The 22,679-nt window shown below is 46.0% G+C and carries 19 protein-coding genes and 1 tRNA gene; 12 read left to right on the top strand and 8 right to left on the bottom strand.

The window, feature by feature from the left end:
• Positions 1–3: 3 nt before the first annotated feature.
• A complete protein-coding gene (locus AAHN97_RS10870) occupies positions 4–477 on the bottom strand; it encodes a 23S rRNA (pseudouridine(1915)-N(3))-methyltransferase RlmH (RefSeq protein WP_343307627.1) in 474 nt (157 codons plus the stop codon).
• 117 nt (positions 478–594) lie between these two features.
• Between AAHN97_RS10870 and AAHN97_RS10865 the strand changes: the two genes are divergently transcribed.
• Positions 595–668: transfer RNA gene (locus tag AAHN97_RS10865), tRNA-Arg, on the top strand.
• 151 nt (positions 669–819) lie between these two features.
• Here AAHN97_RS10865 and AAHN97_RS10860 read toward each other — a convergent pair.
• Positions 820–1,185: a winged helix-turn-helix transcriptional regulator gene (locus AAHN97_RS10860; protein ID WP_343307626.1), complete on the bottom strand. Its 366-nt coding sequence runs from the start codon at positions 1,183–1,185 to the stop codon at positions 820–822.
• Between the two features lie 75 nt (positions 1,186–1,260).
• Between AAHN97_RS10860 and AAHN97_RS10855 the strand changes: the two genes are divergently transcribed.
• The 3 genes from AAHN97_RS10855 (at position 1,261) to AAHN97_RS10845 (ending at position 6,446) form a co-directional block, all read left to right on the top strand.
• Complete coding sequence (locus AAHN97_RS10855; protein ID WP_343307625.1) at positions 1,261–1,791, top strand: NAD(P)H-dependent oxidoreductase; 531 nt, start codon at positions 1,261–1,263, stop codon at positions 1,789–1,791.
• 336 nt (positions 1,792–2,127) lie between these two features.
• Positions 2,128–3,267: an efflux RND transporter periplasmic adaptor subunit gene (locus tag AAHN97_RS10850; protein WP_343307624.1), complete on the top strand. Its 1,140-nt coding sequence runs from the start codon at positions 2,128–2,130 to the stop codon at positions 3,265–3,267.
• A gap of 23 nt (positions 3,268–3,290) precedes the next feature.
• Positions 3,291–6,446, top strand: a complete 3,156-nt coding sequence (locus tag AAHN97_RS10845; protein ID WP_343307623.1) for an efflux RND transporter permease subunit — start codon at positions 3,291–3,293, stop codon at positions 6,444–6,446.
• A 196-nt stretch (positions 6,447–6,642) separates the two neighbouring features.
• Here the strand turns inward: AAHN97_RS10845 and AAHN97_RS10840 are convergent, their stop codons facing one another.
• Together AAHN97_RS10840 and AAHN97_RS10835 are read right to left on the bottom strand one after the other, a co-directional pair.
• A complete protein-coding gene (locus AAHN97_RS10840) occupies positions 6,643–7,410 on the bottom strand; it encodes a LytR/AlgR family response regulator transcription factor (RefSeq protein ID WP_343307622.1) in 768 nt (255 codons plus the stop codon).
• Complete coding sequence (locus AAHN97_RS10835; RefSeq protein WP_343307621.1) at positions 7,391–8,446, bottom strand: sensor histidine kinase; 1,056 nt, start codon at positions 8,444–8,446, stop codon at positions 7,391–7,393. Before AAHN97_RS10835 ends, AAHN97_RS10840 begins: the two co-directional genes overlap by 20 nt.
• Positions 8,447–8,656: 210 nt before the next feature.
• Here AAHN97_RS10835 and AAHN97_RS10830 point away from each other — a divergent pair, with 210 nt between their 5' ends.
• Positions 8,657–9,460 carry a YybH family protein gene (locus tag AAHN97_RS10830; RefSeq protein WP_343307619.1) on the top strand — a complete coding sequence of 268 codons (804 nt, stop codon included), beginning with the start codon at positions 8,657–8,659 and terminating at the stop codon, positions 9,458–9,460.
• A 1-nt stretch (position 9,461) separates the two neighbouring features.
• On the opposite strand, the gene AAHN97_RS10825 is transcribed toward AAHN97_RS10830, so the two are convergent.
• On the bottom strand, positions 9,462–10,358 hold the full coding sequence (locus tag AAHN97_RS10825) for a class I SAM-dependent methyltransferase (RefSeq protein ID WP_343307618.1): 897 nt from the start codon (positions 10,356–10,358) through the stop codon (positions 9,462–9,464).
• A gap of 129 nt (positions 10,359–10,487) precedes the next feature.
• Here AAHN97_RS10825 and AAHN97_RS10820 point away from each other — a divergent pair, with 129 nt between their 5' ends.
• The 4 genes from AAHN97_RS10820 to AAHN97_RS10805 all read left to right on the top strand — a co-directional run bounded on the left by AAHN97_RS10820 (position 10,488) and on the right by AAHN97_RS10805 (position 13,896).
• Entirely contained in the window at positions 10,488–11,531 is a 1,044-nt protein-coding gene (locus tag AAHN97_RS10820) for an NAD(P)-dependent alcohol dehydrogenase (RefSeq protein ID WP_343307617.1), read from the top strand.
• A 25-nt stretch (positions 11,532–11,556) separates the two neighbouring features.
• Positions 11,557–12,936, top strand: coding sequence for an exodeoxyribonuclease VII large subunit (gene xseA, locus AAHN97_RS10815; RefSeq protein WP_343307616.1), 1,380 nt, complete (start codon positions 11,557–11,559; stop codon positions 12,934–12,936).
• A complete protein-coding gene (gene xseB / locus AAHN97_RS10810) occupies positions 12,914–13,120 on the top strand; it encodes an exodeoxyribonuclease VII small subunit (protein WP_343307615.1) in 207 nt (68 codons plus the stop codon). Before xseA ends, xseB begins: the two co-directional genes overlap by 23 nt.
• A 65-nt stretch (positions 13,121–13,185) precedes the next feature.
• Positions 13,186–13,896, top strand: coding sequence for a polysaccharide deacetylase family protein (locus AAHN97_RS10805; RefSeq protein ID WP_343307614.1), 711 nt, complete (start codon positions 13,186–13,188; stop codon positions 13,894–13,896).
• A 239-nt stretch (positions 13,897–14,135) separates the two neighbouring features.
• Here the strand turns inward: AAHN97_RS10805 and AAHN97_RS10800 are convergent, their stop codons facing one another.
• Positions 14,136–16,436: a mechanosensitive ion channel family protein gene (locus AAHN97_RS10800; RefSeq protein WP_343307613.1), complete on the bottom strand. Its 2,301-nt coding sequence runs from the start codon at positions 16,434–16,436 to the stop codon at positions 14,136–14,138.
• A gap of 98 nt (positions 16,437–16,534) precedes the next feature.
• On the opposite strand from AAHN97_RS10800, the gene AAHN97_RS10795 reads away from it, so the two are divergent.
• Positions 16,535–17,221: a 2OG-Fe(II) oxygenase gene (locus tag AAHN97_RS10795; RefSeq protein ID WP_343307612.1), complete on the top strand. Its 687-nt coding sequence runs from the start codon at positions 16,535–16,537 to the stop codon at positions 17,219–17,221.
• A gap of 222 nt (positions 17,222–17,443) precedes the next feature.
• On the opposite strand, the gene AAHN97_RS10790 is transcribed toward AAHN97_RS10795, so the two are convergent.
• Positions 17,444–18,268, bottom strand: a complete 825-nt coding sequence (locus tag AAHN97_RS10790; RefSeq protein WP_343307610.1) for an alpha/beta hydrolase — start codon at positions 18,266–18,268, stop codon at positions 17,444–17,446.
• A gap of 649 nt (positions 18,269–18,917) precedes the next feature.
• A complete protein-coding gene (locus AAHN97_RS10785; RefSeq protein ID WP_343307609.1) occupies positions 18,918–21,095 on the bottom strand; it encodes a glycosyl hydrolase family 95 catalytic domain-containing protein in 2,178 nt (725 codons plus the stop codon).
• A gap of 68 nt (positions 21,096–21,163) precedes the next feature.
• On the opposite strand from AAHN97_RS10785, the gene AAHN97_RS10780 reads away from it, so the two are divergent.
• Together AAHN97_RS10780 and AAHN97_RS10775 are read left to right on the top strand one after the other, a co-directional pair.
• Positions 21,164–22,069, top strand: a complete 906-nt coding sequence (locus AAHN97_RS10780; protein WP_343307608.1) for a mechanosensitive ion channel family protein — start codon at positions 21,164–21,166, stop codon at positions 22,067–22,069.
• 34 nt (positions 22,070–22,103) lie between these two features.
• Positions 22,104–22,649 (top strand): hypothetical protein, encoded by a 546-nt coding sequence (locus AAHN97_RS10775; RefSeq protein WP_343307607.1) that lies wholly within the window; start codon positions 22,104–22,106, stop codon positions 22,647–22,649.
• Positions 22,650–22,679 lie beyond the last annotated feature (30 nt).

Raw genomic sequence — 22,679 nt, 5'->3', positions numbered from 1 at the left:
TAATCATTGGTGGTGATATTTCTCGTTGTTGAGCACGGTATATGCCCGGTAAAGTTGTTCTGTTACGATCAAACGGACCAACTGATGGGGAAAGGTAAGGGAAGAAAGTGATAATTGTTGCTGAGCGCGCTGCAAAACGGCCGTATCCAGACCAAAAGCGCCACCTATGAGGATGATCAGCTGCCGGGTGCCGGCATTGTTCCTTTGTTGGAGGAAATCGGCTAATTGTACGGTTGTCATCGTTTTTCCTCTTTCATCGAGGGCGAGCAAATAGTCCTGTGGCTGCAGGAGGTCCAGGATCATTTTTCCTTCCTGTTTTTTCAGTTCCGGAATGGAAAGACTGGCAGCCTGTTTTACAGTTGGAATTAATTTAATATCGAAATCGGTGTAATGCTGTAATCTTTTTTGAAAGATTTTAATGCCTTCATTGATGTAGGCATCATTATCTTTGCCTATGCTCCAGAGCTGTATTTTCACGGGTTTCAGCGTTTTTGAATGATGGAACAAAAATAATTTTTTCTGGAAATCTGGCAGAAATATTTGCAGAAATGAAAAAACTCCCTACATTTGCATCCCGTTCAACACAATACGGATGGCTCTGTAGCTCAACTGAATAGAGCATCTCACTACGGATGAGAAGGTTTCAGGTTTGAATCCTGACAGGGTCACAAAAAGGAAAAGGTTCATATGGATCTTTTCCTTTTTCATTTTAAGCTGCTCCTGTTTACACCGGAAGGTTTTCTTTGTTTCAACACTAGTTTATGGAATTTAACCAGGATAGTAAAACTGTACAGCTTTGCATTCAGGGAATGGAATGGCTTAAAGGTTGCGTTCAAATTCTTTATGTTGTTCTCCCCACTTTGCAAGGTGTTTGAAAAGTACCTTCAATGCTTTGCCACTTTTCGTTAACTCATATTCTACACGCAACGGAACTTCAGGATACACGGTTCTTTTTACCAGGTTATTCTTTTCCATTTTCCGCAAATGCAGGGTCAGCATCCGTTCGGTAACATTGGGAAGCTGCTTTTTCAGTTCTCCAAAACGTTTCTTCCCGCTTATCAGGTAGAACCATATATGTAAAGTCCACTGCCCTCCGATAAGAGATGCTGCATATACTTCTATACACTCTGATATAAGATGCTGCTTGTTCTCGTTATGGGTGGAAGTGCCTTTTATCTTACTCATAGTTACATTTTTGATAGTAGCATACAATTGGGTGCTAAGTTACAAATTCGGTGTTTATGATCTTATTTTGCTGTTATGAAAACATTAGTAGTAATAATACATCCGGACCTGAAAAGTTCCTTCATCAACAAACGCTGGATCCAGGAATTGGAAAAGTTCCCTGAGAAGTACCTGGTACATGATCTGCACAGTTTATACCCGGATGAGAAAATAGACATAGAGAAGGAACAACGCCTGATAGAAGCGCATGATAAGATCATATTCCAGTTCCCATTCTACTGGTTTAACTGCCCGCCCTTTTTCAAGAAATGGCTGGATGAAGTATTGACGCATGGATGGGCATATGGTAAAGGCAGCAACTATCATTTAAAGCATAAGAAAATTGCGCTGGGTATTACGGCGGGGATTGATGAGGTGGATTACCGGGCTACCGGGCGGTATAAATACACCTTGCAGCAGTTGACAACACCATTTGAAATAACTTTCCAATACGTTAAAGCCGACTACCGTGATTTCTTTGCTTTCTACGGATCGGAGCACCATGCTACCACGGAGAGGGTAGAGGAAAATGCGAAGGATTATATCTCTTTTATTGATGCCTTATAATGTATGGCTGATTAGAGCGGTCTCAGGAACCGCTCTATTAAGTTCATTTCATCCGCTGACAAACGTCATTCGTCATAAAGTTGTCCTTTTGGAAAATAAATCGATAGATTTCGATATATCTATTTTATATTTGTGCCCTGATTTATATAAGTTCAAGTATTGTCCTGTCAATTTTCAACCTCTAACGCAAGGTGTTTAAAGCATCTTCTGATTGTTATCGCCCACACCTGATCGCTAATTAAATAGTTGTACGCTATGCGTCATTGTTATTTCACAGAAAAACTGTGGAAGGGATCCGCATTGCCTGTTCAGAAGCTTTTTATTAATAATCACTATATGCGTTTATTCTCTCCTCTAAGTCTGTTGGTTTTGTTGTACAGCTGTGCACAAAAGCCTGCAGCAACAGCTCCGCCGCCGGTTCAACTGCCTGTTATATCAGTTGTGTCCGCTCCGGCAAATACCCACCAGGATTTTTCCGCTAACCTGGAAGGTACTTTGAATGTGGACATCCGCCCGCAGGTGGATGGTTACCTCGAAAAAATATATGTGGATGAAGGTGCCTACGTTAAAGCCGGCCAGCCCCTGTTCAAAATAAACGACCGTGTGTATGCGGAGCAATCCAATAATACAAGGTCCGGCCTGGCTGCGGCAGAAGCCAACATGCAAAAGGCACAGGTAGAAATAGAACGCCTGGCGCCGCTGGTGAAGAACAATGTGGTTTCTGACCTGCAGTTAAAAACAGCGCAGGCGGAGTATGAAGCAGCAAAGGCTACTGTATCCAGGGCCAAAGCCATGGCTGGCAGTGCCAATATTAACATGGGATTTACTTTAATCACTGCACCGGTGAGCGGATATGTCGGAAGGATACCTTTTAAGACGGGAAGTCTTGTTGGCAAAGGCGAAGCCGCACCATTAACGGTATTGTCCGATGTAAATGAAATATACGCCTACTTCACCATGAGCGAAACGGATTTCATTGCCTTTAAAAACAAATACACCGGTAATACCATCGCAGAAAAGATCAGACAGGTACCGCAGGTGGAACTGATCATGGCGGATAACAGCGTTTATGCACAGAAAGGAAGGATTGAGATCGTGGAAGGGCAGTTTGATAAAACAATGGGAGGGATCAGCTTCCGTGCTATCTTCCCTAATCCCGGTGCTGCATTACGCACCGGCAGTACAGGGAAAGTGAGGATCACGCAATCCTTGCCCTCGGCCCTTATTATTCCGCAGGAAGCCACTTTTGAGATGCAGGACCAGGTATTTGTTTATGCTGTAACGGACAGTAATAAAGTGACCCGTAAGGCTATTCATGTACTGGGTAAAACATCCAGCTATTATTATGTTGACAATGGCGTTCCTGCAGGCGGTAAAATTGTGCTGGCAGGAACGGGTAACCTGCAGGAAGGTGCTGTGATCACCCCACAGCTATTATCAGCGGACAGCCTGTTGAAGGCAAACCCGCTTAACTGAGTTTTCTATAAAACCATGCTTTTATGTTAAAAAAGTTCATAGACAGGCCGGTATTATCTACGGTGGTCTCTATTATTTTACTTTTATTGGGCGCATTGTCGCTCTTCTCTTTGCCCATTACTTTGTTCCCTGATATTGCACCTCCCAGTGTACTGGTAACAGCAGTATACCCCGGCGCGAATGCTGAGGTGGTAGCCCGTTCCGTGGCAGTGCCATTGGAAGAATCCATCAACGGGGTGGAGAACATGACCTACATGACCTCCAACTCCAATAACGATGGTACCTTATCACTTACGGTATATTTCAAACAGGGTACAGATCCTGATATTGCTGCGGTGAACGTTCAGAACCGTGTATCCAAAGCTATCAGCCAGATACCGCAGGAAGTGATCCAGGGTGGTATTTCCACACAAAAACAACAGAACAGTATTATCATGTTCGTGGCCCTATCCAGTGAGGATAAACGATATGATGACGTGTTCCTGCATAACTATATCAAGATTAACCTGATCCCCCAGATCCAGCGTATCCCCGGGGTTGCACAGGCACAGATCTTTGGTTCCAAGGATTATTCTATGCGCCTCTGGCTGAAGCCGGACAGGCTGGCGGCGAATAATCTTTCACCCAGTGATGTGACCAATGCAGTGAAGGCGCAAAGCCAGGAAGCGGCACCTGGCCGATTCGGGGAAGCCAGTACGGAGGTGTTTGAATATGTGTTGAAGTATAAAGGAAAACTGAACAGCAATGAAGATTATGAGAACATCATCATTAAAGCGAATGCTGATGGTTCCATGCTTCGGCTGAAAGATGTGGCCAGGGTGGAATTCGGTACATCTACCTATTCTTCTTATGGTAAACTGGATGGCGGACCTACATCAGGTTTTGCAGTGTTTCAGACGGCAGGTTCCAATGCAAATGATATCCTCACGGAAGCAGAGCGGCAGCTGGAAGAGTTCAAAGCGGTATTACCGAAGGGGATAAAGACCACCATCATGTTTAATACCAAAGAGTTCCTGGATGCTTCCATACATCAGGTAGTGGAAACGCTGGTAGTGGCATTTGTACTGGTGTTTATTGTGGTGTTCATCTTCCTGCAGGATTTCCGTTCAACACTGATCCCTGCTATTGCTGTACCGGTGGCCATCATTGGTACTTTCTTCTTTATGCAGTTATTTGGTTTTACCATTAACCTGCTCACCCTCTTTGCACTTGTATTAGCGATCGGTATTGTGGTGGATGACGCGATTGTGGTGGTGGAAGCGGTGCACTCAAAAATGGAACGAACGGGATTGAATCCCAGGAAAGCCACGGTGCAATCCATGAGTGAGATCTCGGGTGCTATCGTATCCATTACCATGGTGATGGCCGCGGTGTTTGTGCCTGTGGGCTTTATGGAAGGCCCTGCAGGTGTATTCTACAGGCAGTTCGCTTTCACACTGGCTATCGCGATCCTGATCTCTGCGGTGAACGCGTTGACTTTAAGTCCTGCTTTGTGTGCGTTGTTCCTTAAGAACGAGCATCATGGCGAAGGAGAAGAACATGCAAAGAAAAAAGGATTTGGCGCACGCTTCTTTAATGCATTTAATGCAGGCTTCAGAACACTCACGGATAAGTATGTACGCAGCCTGCAATTCCTCATCCGCCGCAAGTGGCTGGCAATAGGAGGCCTGGTGCTGATCACTGCCGTTACTTTTGTGATGATGAAGAAAGCGCCTACCGGCTTCATTCCGAATGAAGACCAGGGCTTTATCCTGTATGCCCTGAACACCCCTCCGGGCAGTTCCCTGGAAAGAACGCATAAAGCAATGGCGAAGATAGACAGTGTGATCAAGGACCATCCTGCCGTAGCACACCGGTATGTAGTGGAAGGGTTGAACTTTATTTCCAATGCGAATGCTGCACCATACGGAGCAGGATTTGTGCGGATCAAACCACAGGGAGAAAGAGGTGAGGTGGATGATGCCAACCAGATCGCGAACATCTTTGCACAGCAGGCCAGCCAGGTGAAAGATGCGAATATGTTCTTCTTTACTTTCCCTACTATACAAGGGTTTGGTAACGTGAGCGGGTTTGAGTTCATGCTGCAGGACAGGGGCAATGGTACCCTGGAGCAACTGGGTAACAACGCCTGGGCCTTTATCGGGGCTTTGATGCAAAGGAAAGAGATCGCTGCTGCATTTACCACTTTCGCAGCCGGTAACCCGCAGTACAAGATCGAGATCGATAATGCCAAGGCGATGCAATTGGGTGTTTCACTCAATGAATTATTACAGACACTGCAAACGTACTATGGTAGCAGCTTTGTGTCTGACTTTAACCGCTTTGGTAAATACTACCGTGTAATGGCGCAGGCGGATGTTCCGTATCGTACGGATGCTGCTTCCCTTAACGGCATTTATGCCAAGAACGATAAAGGAGAAATGGTGCCCGTGAATTCTATCGTAACACTTAAACGTACTTATGGTCCTGAAACAGTAACGCGGAATAACCTGTTCAATGCTGTCACGATCAATGGTATACCTAAGCCGGGGTACAGTACGGGTGATGCTATCAGGGCAATTGAGGAAACAGCCAAACAGACATTGCCAAGGGGATACGCGTATGAGTGGACGGGTATGACGAGAGAAGAAAAGAAGACGGGTGGCCAGACTGCCTTTATCTTCCTGCTGAGTATCATCTTTGTGTACTTCCTGCTGGCAGCGCAGTATGAAAGTTACATCCTGCCGCTCGCGGTGATCTTGTCCGTTCCTACCGGTATCCTGGGTGTATTCCTGTTCATTGGTTTTGCGGGTATAGATAACAATATTTACGTGCAGGTGGGATTGATCATGCTGATAGGATTGCTGGCGAAGAATGCGATCCTGATCGTGGAATATGCGGTACAGCGTAGAAGAAGAGGACAGCCTTTGCTGGAAGCAGCGTTGGAAGCTTCTCACCTTCGTTTGCGTCCCATTCTCATGACTTCGTTCGCATTCATCGTAGGTATGCTTCCGTTGGTTTGGGCTAAAGGTGCTTCTGCATTAGGTAACCATTCCATTGGTTTCAGTGTGGTAGGAGGAATGCTTACCGGTGTGATACTGGGGATCTTTATCATCCCGGTACTGTTTATGATCTTCCAGCATTTGCAGGAGAAAATGACGGGTAGAACTGGTTTGAGAGTGACAGATGATGAGGAGTAAACGTGAAATAAAAAAAGCCGCCGGTGAAAGCTGGCGGCTTTTTTATTTATGGCAAAAAGCCGGAAATTGAGATCCCCGGCATTTCGTTAAAAAACTAAATCTATGTTTATTAATTCTACGGCAAGTAAATGCATTTGCATCAGCCGGAGAAGGCTTTTTGCCTGAGATGCGGGTTTTTAATGCCGGAGTGTTCTTTTTATTCCCCGCCGAGCCATTTCTTGAACTCTGCAGCTTTTAATCTGCTGATGATAATCTCTTCATAGGCGGCAGGTTTTACCTGTACTTTCATTTTGCCGCTGAACCAGGTATGTACCTTCTCTATGCATTCATAGTTCACAATGAACTGCCGGTTAAGCCGGAAGAAGGTTTTGGGGCTTACTTCAGCTTCAATATCATCTAGTCTTTTATCAATGATGTAATCCCCGTTCTGCTGTGTTTTGATATATTGCAGTTTGTCTTTCGTGTAGAAGTAAGCGATCTCTTCTGCAGGGATGGAAATAAGGCGGGTGCCGTTCCTTGCCAGGTACCGGCTTTTATGTGTGCCTGCTTCGTTCCTGTAATTGCCCAGGAGAGAAAGGATATTGTGCTGCAGTGCCTGCTTCTGATCTACATGCAGGCGCCTGTATTTGAGCAGTGCAGCGGTGAGTTCATCTTTGCTCACGGGTTTCAGGAGATAGTCTACACTATTTAACTTAAAAGCTTTCAATGCATGTTCCTGGTAGGCGGTTACAAATATCACAGGGGCATCTATCTGCACTTTTTTAAAGATATCAAATGTTTGCCCGTCTCCCAGTTCAATATCCAGGAATATGAGGTCCAGTGAGGGTTTGGTGCTGAGGTACTGTACGCTGGATTCCACACTGTCCAGGATATCCACCACTTCTATGTCCGGATCAACGGACGCGATGGTGCTCTTCAGTAATTGTCCGGCTACGGACTCGTCTTCAATAATTAATACTTTCATATTCGTGCGCTTTGATAAGGGGGACGGTCACAGAAAAGGTATCGGGGGCTTCTTCGATCTTTATATCTGGAAGGTTCATCAGGCGGAACTTCTTTTCCATATGTAACAGGCCTTTGCCGGTACAGTCCACCACCGGTTTACGTTGCAGGTTATTCACCACTGTTACCTGTTTGGCCAGATGGTCCACATGGATCTGAATATACAGGGGCCTGGCGCGGGTGATGACATTATGTTTGATGGCATTTTCCAGCAGGATCTGTAAACTGAGTGGCGGTATCTTATAATGATTCAGATCGTTTTCCCCGATGATCTCCAGGTAGAGCCCTTCTTCATACCTGTTCTTTAAGAGGAAGAAATAGGCTTTGCTGAAAGCCAGCTCTTCTTCCAGGCTGATCATAGCACGATCATTTGCTTCCAGCAGGTACCTGTACACATAGGCCAGTTCTTCCGTGAAGGTGCGGGCCTTCTTAGGGTCCATTTCAATCAGGCCAATCAATGTATTCAGGGTGTTGAAAAGGAAGTGCGGCTGGATCTGTACTTTCAGGGAATCAAACTGCATCTTTAAATGGAGTTGTTTTAATTCCTCAGCTTCAGAAGATACTTTTTTCCATTCTATCAGATAGTAGATGCTTTCGTATACGGCAATCTGCAGGAATATGATCAACACCACCATGCCGCTGGTCCAGGTGTAATACCATACAAAGGGAATGGCCTTTTGCCAGATGAGGGTATAGTTTTCCAGGAACACCCTGGTGAATCCCAGGATCATGCCATAGGGAAGTAATATGAGGAAGGCAGAGCAGAGCCGCTTCCAGGCCAGTTTCATTCCCGGCATCCTTTTCCTTAACCACATCACTACCCAGTGCGTGGGCATCCAGATGGCCAGGGTGAAAGGGATGGTCACACAAATGATCTTCAGGACCAGGTGATCTATTTTCCAGGCACCGAAGAACATTTCCAGCATGTAGAAAACAACAAAGAATACCGTAATGGCGAGGTAACCGTATATATGGAGCTTTCTCTCCAGCTGATCCATGCGTTGTGTTTGATTTGTACAAAAATCCGAATTGTCTTGCAGCTTTTAAGCAAAAAATACCGAACTGCCGGATTTGGTAGTTGAAATGATGCGGGCGATACCTTCAAATGAGCGGGATATTTTATCATTTCAGCGATTAAAACGGCCAATTTAACGAACTGCGTGATCCCGGGATAGAGGGATTATATACATTCATTAAAACGAGCAAAAATGAAAAAGCGCTGGATGATCCTGCCCTGTTGTTTCCTGTATTCTATGTTGTCTGCCCAATCCGTTCAGCAAGTGGTCAATGCGGAAAGGTCCTTTGCACAGCACGCCCTCAGCCATAGTATTAAGCAGGCTTTCCTGCAATACCTGGATAGCAACGGGGTGGTGTTTACAGCGGGAGGGGAACAGAATGGTCTCAAATTCTGGGAGAAGGCGCAGGAAACGGAAGCCAAACTGCAATGGTATCCTACCTATGCAGGTATTGCCGCTGCCGGAGACCTGGGATTCACTACCGGTCCTTTTGAATTTCGTCAAACCCTTACCGGTCCTTTGCTTGGATCGGGGAGATATACTACGGTATGGCGGAAAACGGATAATGGAGAATGGAAGTTCCTGGTAGATCTGGGGGTGGACCTTCAACCTTCACTTTATGACCAACAGCAGCCGCTTACTTATTTCACACCTGCCGGTGCTGCAGATACAAGTATACAGGAATTGGAGCGGCGGCTGATCCGCCGGTATGATTCCCTTTCTGTGGCTGCGTTCCGGGATGTGATCACAGATGCTTCTTTGTTCAATATCCGGGGGCAGGTTCCGAAAAAAGGTCCGCAGAATATCATGCAGGGATTACAGGGATTGCCGGTTAAGTATGAGTTTATTCCTGTTGCTACCGGCATTTCGAAAAGTAAGGACCTGGCTTATGCCTATGGTATTATGAAGTACAATGATAAGAAAACGAATTATCTGCGGATCTGGGCACATACAACAGAAGGCTGGAAGCTGCTGGTGCAGGTATTGCCCTGGTGAGTTATTTTTTATAAACCTTTACAAGATAAGTGAGCCCTGTATCTTCTTTTTCAATTTCATAACGTTCATGCGCACCACTGCTTTTCAGCAGGTTGAAAATATCGTTACTGCTTCTTTCTATCAGGCACCAGTCTGCCAGGTATTCCATGCTTACACGGTAAGGGTTTCCTGTGGCTATATTGGTGAAGAACAGGATGCCATCCGGACTTAGTTTAGCTCTTAGTTCTTTGGTGATGGCAACAATGGCTTTATCTTCCAGGTAATCAAACACACCGCCGATAATAATGAGATCAAAATGAGCGGAGATCTTTTTTGCGATGCGGTATATATTTCCTTCTATCACACTCAGCCTGCCTTCCAGTTCCGGCAACCTGCTGCGGGAATATTCCAGGGCGCTGGCATCTGTATCTACCAATACTATTTCACATGCTGAGGCGGCAAGGGCTTCGCTGCATGCATAAAGGTCTGCCGAAGTGCCACAGCCGATGGAGAGTATCCTCGCGGCTGCATTCCCTGCTATTACGGAAGAGATCAATGCGGCCTGGGCTGTTACCTTGTTGCGGTGTTGCTGGCAAATGGGGGAATGGAGAAAGAAGTCCTCTATAGCATAAGCCATAGTGCCGGGCCTGGCTTTATTCTCTGCATTGAGGATGTGCTCTATGGTCTGAAAATCGCCCTGGTAACCACGGGGCCAGCGCTGTGCTCTTTGGAGGAATGGAGAGGCGGCAGCCAGGTGCCTGATGGGATGGATGGCATGTGTGATCACCTCCCTGGAATAGTATTTTTCCAGCTGCTGTACCTCATGGGTGAAGGTAAGCAGGAACTGGTCCAGCCTGTTGGCATCAAGGTTGGAAAAGGTGCTGGTGAGGTCTGCTGTTTTCTTCTCGAGCATGTTCATACCCTCAAAAGTAGATACAGATAACGGGGGCTGTTAGCCTCCAGGTGCTGAAATGTTAATATTAGTGGTTGAAATGCAATGGTTTGAATACTTAACTGTTCCGTAACTTTATAGACTAAACCAATTCTTATGTCAGACGTAAAAGGATACGCAGCTCAAAACGCGACAACTCCGCTGGCACCCTGGAATTTCCAGCGCCGGGAAGTGGGGCCGCATGATGTACAGTTCGATATTTTGTACTGTGGTGTTTGCCACAGCGATATTCACCAGGTCCGTGATGAATGGGGTGGTTCCATTTTTCCAATGGTGCCGGGGCATGAGATCGTAGGCAGGGTCACCAAAGTGGGTAGCGCTGTTAAGAAATTTAAAGTGGGGGATCTGGCGGGTGTTGGTTGTATGGTAGACAGCTGCAGGGAATGTGAGAGCTGTAAAAAGGGAGAAGAACAGTATTGCGAAAACGGGAATACCGGCACTTATAATTCCCGCGAAAGGGAAACAAAGGCCCCCACCTATGGTGGTTATTCCAACCTGATTGTAACGGATGAAGACTTTGTGCTCCGTATCTCTGAAAAACTGCCATTGGCAAATGTAGCACCCTTGCTGTGTGCAGGCATTACCACTTATTCCCCGCTACGCCACTGGAAAGTAGGCAAGGGGCATAAAGTAGGGGTAATGGGGCTGGGTGGCCTCGGGCATATGGCCGTGAAGTTTGCCGCCGCTTTTGGAGCGGAAGTAACCATGCTGAGTACTTCCGCAGATAAGGAAGCGGATGCCAAAGCCCTCGGTGCGCATAAATTTGTACTCACAAAAGATAAGGAGCAGGTGAAAGGTGTGAGGAATTATTTCGACTTTATCATCGATACCGTATCTGCCCCGCACGATTACAACATGGTACAATCCATGCTCAAAACCAATGGTGTGCAGATCTGTGTAGGTGTACCTCCCACACCAATGGAGATCATGGGTTTTAGCCTGATCGGTAAAAGACGCAGTGTGGCGGGTTCTATGATCGGAGGGATTCCGGAAACACAGGAAATGCTGGACTATTGCGCAGAACACAACATTGTGTCCGATGTTGAAGTGATCGACATTAAGGATATCAATGGTGCATACGACAGGATGATGAAAGGAGATGTGCGGTACAGGTTTGTGATAGATATGGCTACGCTCTAGTAAAAAACCGGTATTTTTGAAGGGAATGCAATCACCCTCTACAAATCATATAAGACTATCAGAACTGAATGGCAGGATCAACGCTGTCATTAATGATGCCTTTGGTGCAGCCACCTTCTGGGTAATTGCGGATATCACGAATCATACCTTCCGGGCGCAAAAGAACTACCACAATTTTGAGCTTGTGGAGAAGGATCCGAACTCCAGCAATATCATCGCCCGGATCTCGGGGAAAGCATGGGGCACCGGTTCTGATAGTATTACGCATTTTGAAAGGATCACCGGGCAGCGTTTTACGAATAATATCCATGTATTGCTGCATGTGGCGGTACAATATCACCCGGTGTATGGTTTACAGGTGAACGTGCTGGATGTAGACCCCAATTTTACACTGGGCATGCTGGAGCAGCAGCGCCAGGCTACACTGGAAAAACTGGTACAGGAAAACCAGCCTTTCATTCAACGTTCAGGCGATCGTTACATCACCCGGAATAACCAGCTGGCACTGCCGGTGGTTATTCAGAAGATAGCGGTGATCTCTTCCCGGACCTCTGCGGGGAACGAGGATTTTGCCCATACACTGCTGAACAATCCCTATCGTTACCAGTTTTCGCTGGATTACTATTATACAGTGGTACAGGGGGAAAGTAATGCCCGCCAGTTCTTTGATAAACTGCTGGAAGTGTTCAATTCCAAAATTGCCTACGATGCAGTGGTGATCATACGGGGCGGAGGGGCGCAAACGGATTTCCTGATCTTTGATAATTACGATATCGGCCGTGCGATTGCCAGGTTCCCTATTCCCGTTATTACCGGTATCGGGCATCAGAAGAATGAAACCATTGCAGACCTGATGGCGCATACGCCAACTAAAACCCCTACCAAGGCTGCGGAATTTATATTGGCACATAACAGGGAGTTTGAAGAGGGCTTATTGTCTTTTCAGCAGAATATTATCATCCGGTCCCAGCAGATCTTTTCATTCCATTTCCAGAACCTCTCGGCCATTCAGCAGGATACGATCGTAGCTGCCAAAACCATCCTGTTCAATCATCAGAATACATTGAATAATATTTCGGCGCAGGTGATATCTTCGCCGAGGGTTATTTTATATAACAGGCTGAGCGATATCGAGCATATTGTCAGCAATATCAAAACGTTCAAAACACTTTACCTCAAGAACCAATTGGGATACCTGGGGCATTATACTTCCCTGATAAAGATGATGGCGCCGGATAATATCCTAAAGAAAGGGTTCGCTATTCTGAAAACGAATGATAAGATCACAAGTGATCCGGATGATCTGAAGGTGGGGCAGGATGTGGAGATTATATTGATGGATACACAGATCACTTCTACTGTAAAACAAAAAACAAAGTACGATGGAAAAGACTTTAACATATGAGGATGCCTATAATGAGCTGGCACAGATCTCAAGGGAAATAGAAACAGAATCCGTAACGGTGGATATATTAGCGGAAAAGGTGAAACGCGCATCGGAACTGATCACGTATTGTCAGGCGAAACTGCGGGCTACGGAGAAGGAGGTGAATAAGATCATTGCTAATATGGAGGGCGGGAATAAGTGACGTATAAGCATTATTCAGTAACACTATCATGAAGTTAATACGCAAAACCATTAACCTGCACTATCATGAAAACAGCCCTCTTTGCTATTACCTGCCTGCTGCTTTTTTCTTCTTTCAACAGCAAGCTCCCCATTAAATATATCTACCTTACTTTTGATGACGGCCCTTTAAAAGGAAGTGAGAACATCGACAGCGTAATTCTCGCGGAACGTTTAAAGATCAGTGTATTCCTGGTGGGAGAACATGTGGAAGAAAGCAGGAAATTCATGGGGTATTATAACATGTATGAGCAAAATCATTTCGTAGAATCCTATAACCATAGCTTCACGCATGCGCATAATAAGTACAAGGAATTTTACAGCAATGCGCAGAATGTATTGGCAGATATTGAGAAGAATGAACAGGCCCTGCATCTCCGCTTTAAGATAGTAAGACTTCCGGGCAGAAATATGTGGCGCATAGGTTCCCGGGTTAAAGATGATGGCTCCAGTGGCAAAGATGCTGCAGATCTGCTGGCTGCTAACGGTTTTTCCCTGATCGGCTGGGACCTGGAATGGCAGCATAAAGATTCAGATGCAACCCCCATCCAGACTGTAGATCAGATGACGAAGGAGATTGAAACCCGGCTGATCACAGGGGATCACCTGGTGGTATTACTACATGATGAAATGTTCCAGAAGAAATGGGAAGAAAGTGAATTACATCAGCTGATCGATAACCTCCGGAAGCATGAGAACTATGTGTTTGAACATGTGCGGTTTTATCCCCGCAAATGAACTATGTTTTGGGCATGTAGGGTTTCATTCCTGTAAGTGAACTATATTTTGGGCATGTAGGTTTCATTCCTGTAAGTGAACTATGTTTTGGGCATGTAGGGTTTCATTCCTGTAAGTGAACTATGTTTTAGGCATGTAGGGTTTCATTCCTGTAAGTGAACTATGTTTTGAGCATGTAGGGTTTCATTCCTGTAAGTGAACTATGTTTTGAATATGTAAGTACGATTCCTTACAAATAATCACTGTTCCGGATTGATCCATACATCTCTCCTGGGATAAGAAATATGATGTTCCTTGAACAACTCATGGATCCTGCCCAGGACCTTTCCCTTCATGATAATCCTGTTCTCAGAATCCTCCACCCAGAAATGTAGTGTGAATACCAGCATATCTTCCACCACGCCGGATACAACGGCGTAATTAGGAGAGGTTTTAATGATCTCCGGGATCTCTGAGAAAGCCTGTTGTATCAGGCCTATCACCTGTGCATGATTCACATCCTGGTCAGTAGGTACCTGTAATTCCAGCCTGCGGAGGTTATTAGTGAGCGTCCAGTTCTTGAGATCGTTGGCGAGCAATTTGCCGTTAGGGATTAAGACCTCTGACCCGTCTATAATAGCGAGGCGTGTGGCACGCAAACCTATTTCCTTCACCCTGCCCAGCTCGTTGGATATTTCCAGTCTGTCTCCCACCACAAAAGGTTTTTCAAATACGATAATGATCCCGGACAAAAGGTTGCTGGCAATGTTCTGCAAACCAAAACCAATGCCTACACCCACAGCACCGAGTACGATGGTGAAGTTGGAAAGAGAAACCCCCGATGCTACAACTCCCACAAAGAAACCACCACAGATAAGCAGAAAACGCCCCAGCAGCAGGTAACTCCCGATATTGCTTTTACGATGCTCCTTACTGTCTTCCCGGGCACCTACCATATTCCGCAGGATGCCCGCAATGTAGAAAGCAAGGAACACACTGCCCAGGAAAATGGCAACACTGCCGAACGTAAATTGCCCGTCTCCGATAAAGCGCGGTTCGGTGAAGAAGTCCCTGAACTCCGTCATTACTATTTCATAGAGATTGGTATTGATGAGGTAACCGATCAGGATCAGGACTACGGAGATAAAAATGAACAGTGGGCGAAGATGGTCATATACGAGCTGGCCATTGATGCGGATATGTTCGCTACGGCCGTTAAAGAGATCAATTAGTATAAGGAGGTAATCCAGTAATGCATGCACTGCGATGTAGAACATCATACTAAGGATCACCGTGTCGAATGCTACGAGTATCAGGGATTTGCCCAGGGTATAATTTCCGGTGATGGTTAATCCTGCACCCAGGGCAATATGTGCGGCTATGATAATGATGAACGCCTGCATGGCTTTTTTTCGTTTGATGGGATAACCCGGGATCTCTTTGTAGAAGATCCAAAGCGGCAGCAGCAGTAAGACAGACAGGCTGAAAATGATCCTTCCTACCAGGGTGGCCGTTATAAAGAAGTTCAGCAGCATCAGCAGCAGGAAGGAGAAGATCAGTATGAAGAAAGCTTTTTTATTGAGATAAGGATGTTCCTTCCAGGTAAGGTATCCTACCAGCGCAGTTAAGCTGATGAAGATCATTTCCAGGAAAGCATATGGTGCATCAATGAAAATAAAGGGTGCCAGTACCATTCCCATGATGGTGGAGGAAAGAGAAGGGTATTTGCTGAGGAACATTAAACGATGGTCTTTCTCCTTTTTCTTTTTAAACATCCGCAGCGGAACGAGGCAAAGCAGGAAGATCAGGATCCTGAACAATACAATGCGGCTCAGGGAGTTTTCTGCATAGAAACGGAGGTTTTCCAGCGTTTGCAGGAAGGTGGTTTTAACCGTGCTGGTGAAGGAGGCAGCATAATCTGCCGGCGTGGCTTTCCAGATGGGAGGAAGGTCGCGGTGCAGGAGGTACATTTCCCTGCGGGTGAGCACTTCATCGGCATCGTCATAGAGGTCATAGGCTCTGCCGCTGAAGATGTTCAGGCTGTCTTCTACGGTTGTATAGAGTTTGAGGATGCGGGATGCATTACCAATGGCCCTGTCGTGCCGCCATTGGAGGTAGTCTATTTCTTTTGCATAGGATTCCTTTAAGAGGGAATCGCCATGTTCTGTAAAGTATTTTATTTCGCTGGTGATCTTTTCTATTTGTAATGTTTTCCCTGCCATTTCATCATTCCATCTGCGCATGCGCTGCTGCCACTTCCTCACTTTTCGGGTGATAGCGCCTACTTCCATTTTGATATCATAAATGGTGCGGAGGTTCAGGGCATGTACCTGGGTGTAGAAATCGCGCTCCATGAGTGTGAGGGTGATGGCCAGCCGGGAGATCTCCTTTTGCAGGGCAATAGTGTCCACTTCATATTCACTGGAGAGTTCCAGTTTGTTCATAAAACTGATCTCCCGCTGGATCCAGGAGGATGGCGTATTGACGATGGCAGAGTCCGACTTCTGCTGCGCTATTGCAGACGAGGTGTATAACAGGAGTAACAGGATGATCCGGGGCATTCTTCCAGGTTTTAATTACAATTTAATCAATAATGTGCTGAATACATAATAGCAAGTTTCGGGTAGGGCGGCACTACTGCCTGTTCTAACTTGCAGGTATGAAACTGGAAAACATCAACTGGCAGGCTGTAACTGAAGCCATGCATGCACAGGGATATGCTGTAGTGAAGGATGTGCTTACTGCTAAAGAATGCGATGGGCTTGTGAAAGCATACAATGAACCGGAACACTACAGGAAAACGATCTCCATGGAGCGTTACCGTTTTGGACAGGGAGAATACAAATACTTCTCTTATCCATTGCCACCGCTTATTCAGCAGCTCCGGGAACAGGTGTATCCTCAACTCGCACCCATTGCAAACGACTGGATGCGGGTATTGAAGATCCCTACTGTATATCCTGCAGAATTCGAAGCATTACAGGCTGTTTGCAGAGAACATCAGCAGACGCAGCCAACGGTACTGATCCTGCAATATGGCAGGGGAGGGCATAACACGCTGCACCAGGACCTTTATGGAGACTTTTTCTTTCCTTTCCAGCTGGTAGTGTGTTTGTCTGAAGACTATACAGGTGGTGAATTTGTGCTGATAGAGCAAAGGCCCCGCGCGCAATCAAAGGCTATTGTGCTCAGGCCCGGGAAAGGAGATATGGTGATCTTCACGACCAACTTCAGGCCGGCGAAAAGCACGACAGGCTATTACAGGGCGAATATGAAACATGGGGTGAGTGAAGTGAGGAATGGCAGCCGTTATACTTTAGGGGTTATTTTTCATGACGCAAAGTGACTCAGTGGTCTGTAGCACTTCCATTCAAGACGCAATTGACTAGACAGTCTGCAGCACTTTTGTTCATGACGCAAAGTGACTCAGTGGTCTGTAGCACTTCCGTTCAAGACGCAATTGACTAGACAGTCTGCAGCACTTTTGTTCATGACGCAAAGTGACTCAGCGGTCTGCAGCACTTCCGTTCAAGATGCAATTGACTTAGACAGTCTGCAGCACTTCTGTTCATGATGCAAAATGGCTCAGCCAGCCTGCAATAAACTGCAGTACTTCTATTTTCCCCGGCTCATTATGTAATTCATGATAGAAGCCATCCCATTCCTTATAAGTAAGCAGTTTTTTGGGTGCTCGTTCTGCAAACAGGCGGGAGCCTTCCACGCTGGTGAAAGTATCCGCATTTCCATGGATTAAGAGAGAAGGCACAGTTAGGCGATCTGCATGTTCCAGGCACCAGGCGCCATTGGATACGAGAATGTCCATGAGGCGGAGACTGGCTTTATCATGCCGGAGCGGGTCCTGCTGGAATTTCTCTACTTCTTTCTGATCATGGGAGATCTGGTGGATATCCAGCCCCGGGGTTACACGTACCTGCGGAAATAAGGTAGCGCCTACTTTCAATACACCTCTCAGGAAAGCATTGGGTTTACTGCCCACAATGTATGCAGGGCCCGATATAATAGCAGCCAGTACATCCGGCTGACGGTGTAACAGCAAACCAGTGAGGATGCCTCCTCCCATACTATGCCCATATAATACAACAGGCACCTGATAAGCTTCCTGTACATATTGAATGAACCCTTGCAGGTAATCGAAGATCTCTTCCAGTTTTTTCGCGGCACCGCGTTTGCCATCACTTCCTCCATGACCGAAATGGTCGATACCGGTAACGAGGTATCCTTCCTGCTGGAAGAATTCTGCTACATGGCCATAACGGCCAACATGTTCGCCAATGCCGTGGATCATGATCATCACATGACTGAACCGTTCAGGTTGCCAGGTGATACCATGGAAGTGTGTGCCGGAAAATTGCCAGGAGAAATCGGTTACCATAGGACCTTGCTTTTGTTTCTGAGTAAACAGTTAAAGCTACGTTTTGTTGTGGATATGCATGGCTTATTTGGAGAAAAACTGCTGGGTTCGTTTACCGGAAATACATTAATTGCTATAGATCACTATCTGAAAAAAAATAGCGCTCCCCGGGCAGACGCCCGGGGAGTTCATTTTCTCTAGCAGTTTTTATTTATTCGAATTGCAATGAGTACGCCTATAAATACTTTCTGATGCTATTATTCTTCCGGACCAATGCTGTAACCCACCAACTTACAACCACCGCTACTACAAATGTGATGATCGCTTTCATCAATGCCGGCAGCTGAAATTCCAGCAGCAGGTACTGGCACCGGATCACAAAATGTAATGCACCAGGTAAATGCCATAAGCATTTTCAGAAAGCGACTTCCATCGGTTATTTGTCTGATGGAACAGGCTTTTGAAAGTTGTAAGGCATGCGATGCAGCTCTTCATGCAGGACTACGCAGGGATAAGGCATAAGCTGCTGGTATTTTATATTAAAGACGCCACTCCGGATGAATGGTTGCATGTGGCTGCCTGCCCCTGAAACAAAGCCCCATAAAGAACAAACCGCCGAAGTGAGTGACACAACGGCGGCTGAATATTGATATAAAGCTGGCTAACCTATCTATTTCTTAAAATCAAATTCCTTCATCTGGCCTGCTGTCATTTTATACTCAGAAACAACACCATCCGGGAGCCTGAGCTTCAGGGTATTATTCTTTTCTGAAAGGATCTTTACTTTGACTATTTCGCCATTTTTCTTTTCTGCATCTACCAGGAAAGCCCCTTCAGCTCTAAGACTGGTAAAGCTGATGTTCTTCCAGCTATCAGGTACTGCAGGGAATATTTCTATTACGCCACTCCTGGTGCGCAGCAGCAATTCATGTATACCCTGCGCAAAAGCAAAATTGCCTTCCAGTGTAAAGGGGCGATAAGTGAAACTGGAATACTGGCCGTCTTGCTGATCACCGTTCAGGTGGAAACTATTGGGGGAACAGAAGTTGGAGGCAAAGATCTGCAACTGTTTTACAGCGCTGTCTGCTTCATTGGCCCTTGCATAAATGCTGGCCAGCCAGGTAAAGGAATAACCTACCCAGGCACGGGTGCCCAGCTTTTCTATATGTCGTAAGCTGTTTTTGATCACTGTTTTATCCTCCAATAACGCTAACGGGTATATGGCCATATAAGGCGAGAAATGACGATGAGAAGAACCAAGGTTTTCACCGGGTGCTACAGTTAAGCCGGTTTCATTGGCATCTAATGCAGGCAGTTGTGAAAGAACGCTTTTCCAGTGTTTAGCTTCCGCTGCTTTGCCTGCTGCAGCGCTCACTTCTGCGGCTGCCGTAAAAAGGAAATGCGCGAGGGAGAGATCATAATTCGTCCAGTTGAGGTACCATGCTTTGATGCTGTTATCGTGGTATTCAGGGCTGGAACTTATGGGAAGTTTGCGTTTCCCATTTTCAAGGCGGGTAATATTCTCTAAGAAAGTAGCGGTTTCATGGAGATAAGGATATACTTTCTCTTTCAGCAACTGTGCATCCATGGAGTATTTCCATTGCCAGTAAAAATGCTGGGAAACCCAGGCCCCAACGGTGGGAGAGAGAGAGTATTGGATCCATCCACCCATGGGATAACCGCTGATGGTTTCTACACCGGGAACATTTAATCCTTCCACTGCAAAGTATTGTTGCGTCATTTTCTTATTGGCGGCGCGGGTTTTCCATAACCAGTCTGTAAAGGTGGCAGCTTCTTTCAGGTGATTACCCGTGTAGGCGGGCCAGTAACTTAGCTGGGTGTTGAGATCATTATGAAAATCGCCTTTCCAGGGAGGGAGGTTTCCATTGTCTGCCGTCCATACTGCCTGGAGTGAAATTGCGGGAGCGCCTGTTTGTGCTACTGATCCCAGTTTATACATTTCACGGTAGTATTGCTTTTCAAGCAGGGTATCCGGAATACTGATGGCGGAACTTTTCCAGTAATCAGCCCACCAGGTTGTGTGTTTACCCCATGTGGCCGTTTCGTTCCGCAGCATATCGATGGCTGGTTTATTATTGGAAATGGTCCATTTGCCGATCACATTGTTACCGGGGAAATGTTCCCACCATACCATTACTTCATAATATTTTCCTTCACTGATGGGTTGATGATAGATGATCCTGCCAGGGGTTTTGGTAACCGTGCCTTTTGCATAACCCAGTTTTTCCAGACCGAGCCCCTCTACACTATTGGCTGTAGTACCACTTGCGCCGGTATTATAATTCGGTATCAGTAATTGTGGTTCCCATTCCTTGTCGGTAATGTTGCTGAAGGTGAACCTGCCCATAGGTTCATTTGCATACACATGTGTGATCATCTCTGTGCCGTTCCTGAATTTCACAATATTGAGTGCTGTGGCCAGGTCCAGTACATTGGATTGTACGCCTCCGAATGAACTGATATCAAATTCAAGTGCCGCTCCCGGTAATTTTGTAGGGTAGGCGGATGCTTCGTAAGGTTCATCCAGCGCACGTTGTACGGTATCGTATTGTTTCTTTAGTACCTGTTCTTCTACCCATTTGAAGGAGTATTTATCCAGGTGCAGGGCTTCTCTTTCATCCCAGAGGTCTACCCGGTCCAATGAAAAACGGAGACGGCCGTTCTTTTCCCAGACCAGTGCGCCTAATACGCCGTTACCCAATGGCATGGCTTCGTCCCAGCGTTTGGCTAATGATGGGAAAGATAAATTATGTGATGGCTTTAGTTGTGCCGTCAGGGGCAGGGTATAAGCTGCCGCTACGAGAAAAGTAAACAGGTACTTCATCATTCGTTATACAATTTTTAAGAGTAGCCTTTACAATATACAATCTTATATTCCTTAAATTTGCAAATATCATGGTAACAGATCAGGCTACTTATAACAAGAAGAAGTTCAGGAATGAGATCCTTATTTTTATAGTCAAACTGGTATTGTATTTCGGCGTGCTGTATGTAAATCTGACCCAGCATAACTACTTCGAAAAATACAACTGGCTGGGCAGGACGGCGAATGCGCTGTCTCTGTTCCTGGGTGCTAATATCCTTATCTCCATCGGATGGATCGTACTGATCTCCTGGTACCTCAGAAAGAACCGCCTGCAGCGGCTTACAAGGGATAACTTTGTATTGGGGCTGAACCGCATTTCCTCTGTACTCAATACCGTTGTTTTCCTGGTGGCCCTCATGAATTTCACGGGGCTGAACCTGAAAGAAACTTTCTTTAGTCTTAGTATCGCTGCGGCAGCCTTTGCCCTTTTAACCAAAGAGTATGTGGCGAATATGATCAATGGTTTAATTATCATGTTCTCCGATCAGCTTTCCCTGGGAGACCAGATCAGGGTGGGAGAGTACAAGGGAAAGGTGCTGGACATTACATTGATCAATGTGGTATTGCAGAATGATGATGATGATATTGTGCTGATCCCGAATTCCGTGATCTTTTCCTCCATGGTGCTGAACCAGAGCAAACAGAACATTAAAAAGCTAACGATAGAATTTGAACTGGACCTTAAGTACCAGTCGTCTCCGGACATGCTGGAAAGAGAGTTGAAGGCCTCTCTACGCCCTTACGCCAGTAATATTACGGAGAACAGTTTTTCGCTGAAGATCCTGGAGATCAAAAAAGACCTGGTACATTACAAGGTGCAGTTCCTGATTCCGCGCCCTGATAAGGAAACAGAACGTAAGATGCGCAGGATGCTGATCAATACTATTCTTTCTTTCTCCGGCCGTGAAATAAACGAGCAGGAAAATGCAGATTGATCTGTATATTGTTGCTAATAATAAATAAAACAGCATGGAAGAACTCACAGCAGGTATCGGCTCCCGTGTGCAGCATGCGCATCACGGACCGGGTGTGATCATTGGCGTGAAATACGCGCAGTACGTGATCACCTTTATCAACAAAGGCATTCTGGAAGTAGATAAAACAGACCCCCTGTTTGAAGTATTGTATACAGAGAACAAGACTGTTGAAGTGGAAACGGTTTCTGAAGTGGAAACCTCTCTTTTAAAGATCCTCCGGCTCTGGGGTGGTTTCTCCGAAACGGTTCCTCTGGGAGACAGGTGGACGGGCGGTACGATGTTATTGCAGCCTAAGGACAGTTCCCTGAAACCGAAAGAAGTTCCGGTGGAAGTTTTCTTTCATAAAATTGTGATGATCCGTGACAGGCTGCGGGTATTGGAGCAACAAATTAACGGGCATAAACTGCTCAGTGATGAGGATAAAGTGAACCTACAGCAATATATTACCCGCTGCTATGGCTCACTTACAACTTTTAACGTTTTATTTCGGGAAAAAGAGCATTGGTTTGCAGGAGAGAAAGGCGGTAAAGACGACTGAGAAAAATTTTGTATATTTACATGAATTAAA

Origin of the sequence: Chitinophaga niabensis, from assembly GCF_039545795.1 — a bacterium.
Classification (GTDB): domain Bacteria; phylum Bacteroidota; class Bacteroidia; order Chitinophagales; family Chitinophagaceae; genus Chitinophaga; species Chitinophaga niabensis_B.
Note: the sequence above shows the minus strand (reverse complement) of the source record. Positions and strands in the feature narration are given on the sequence as shown.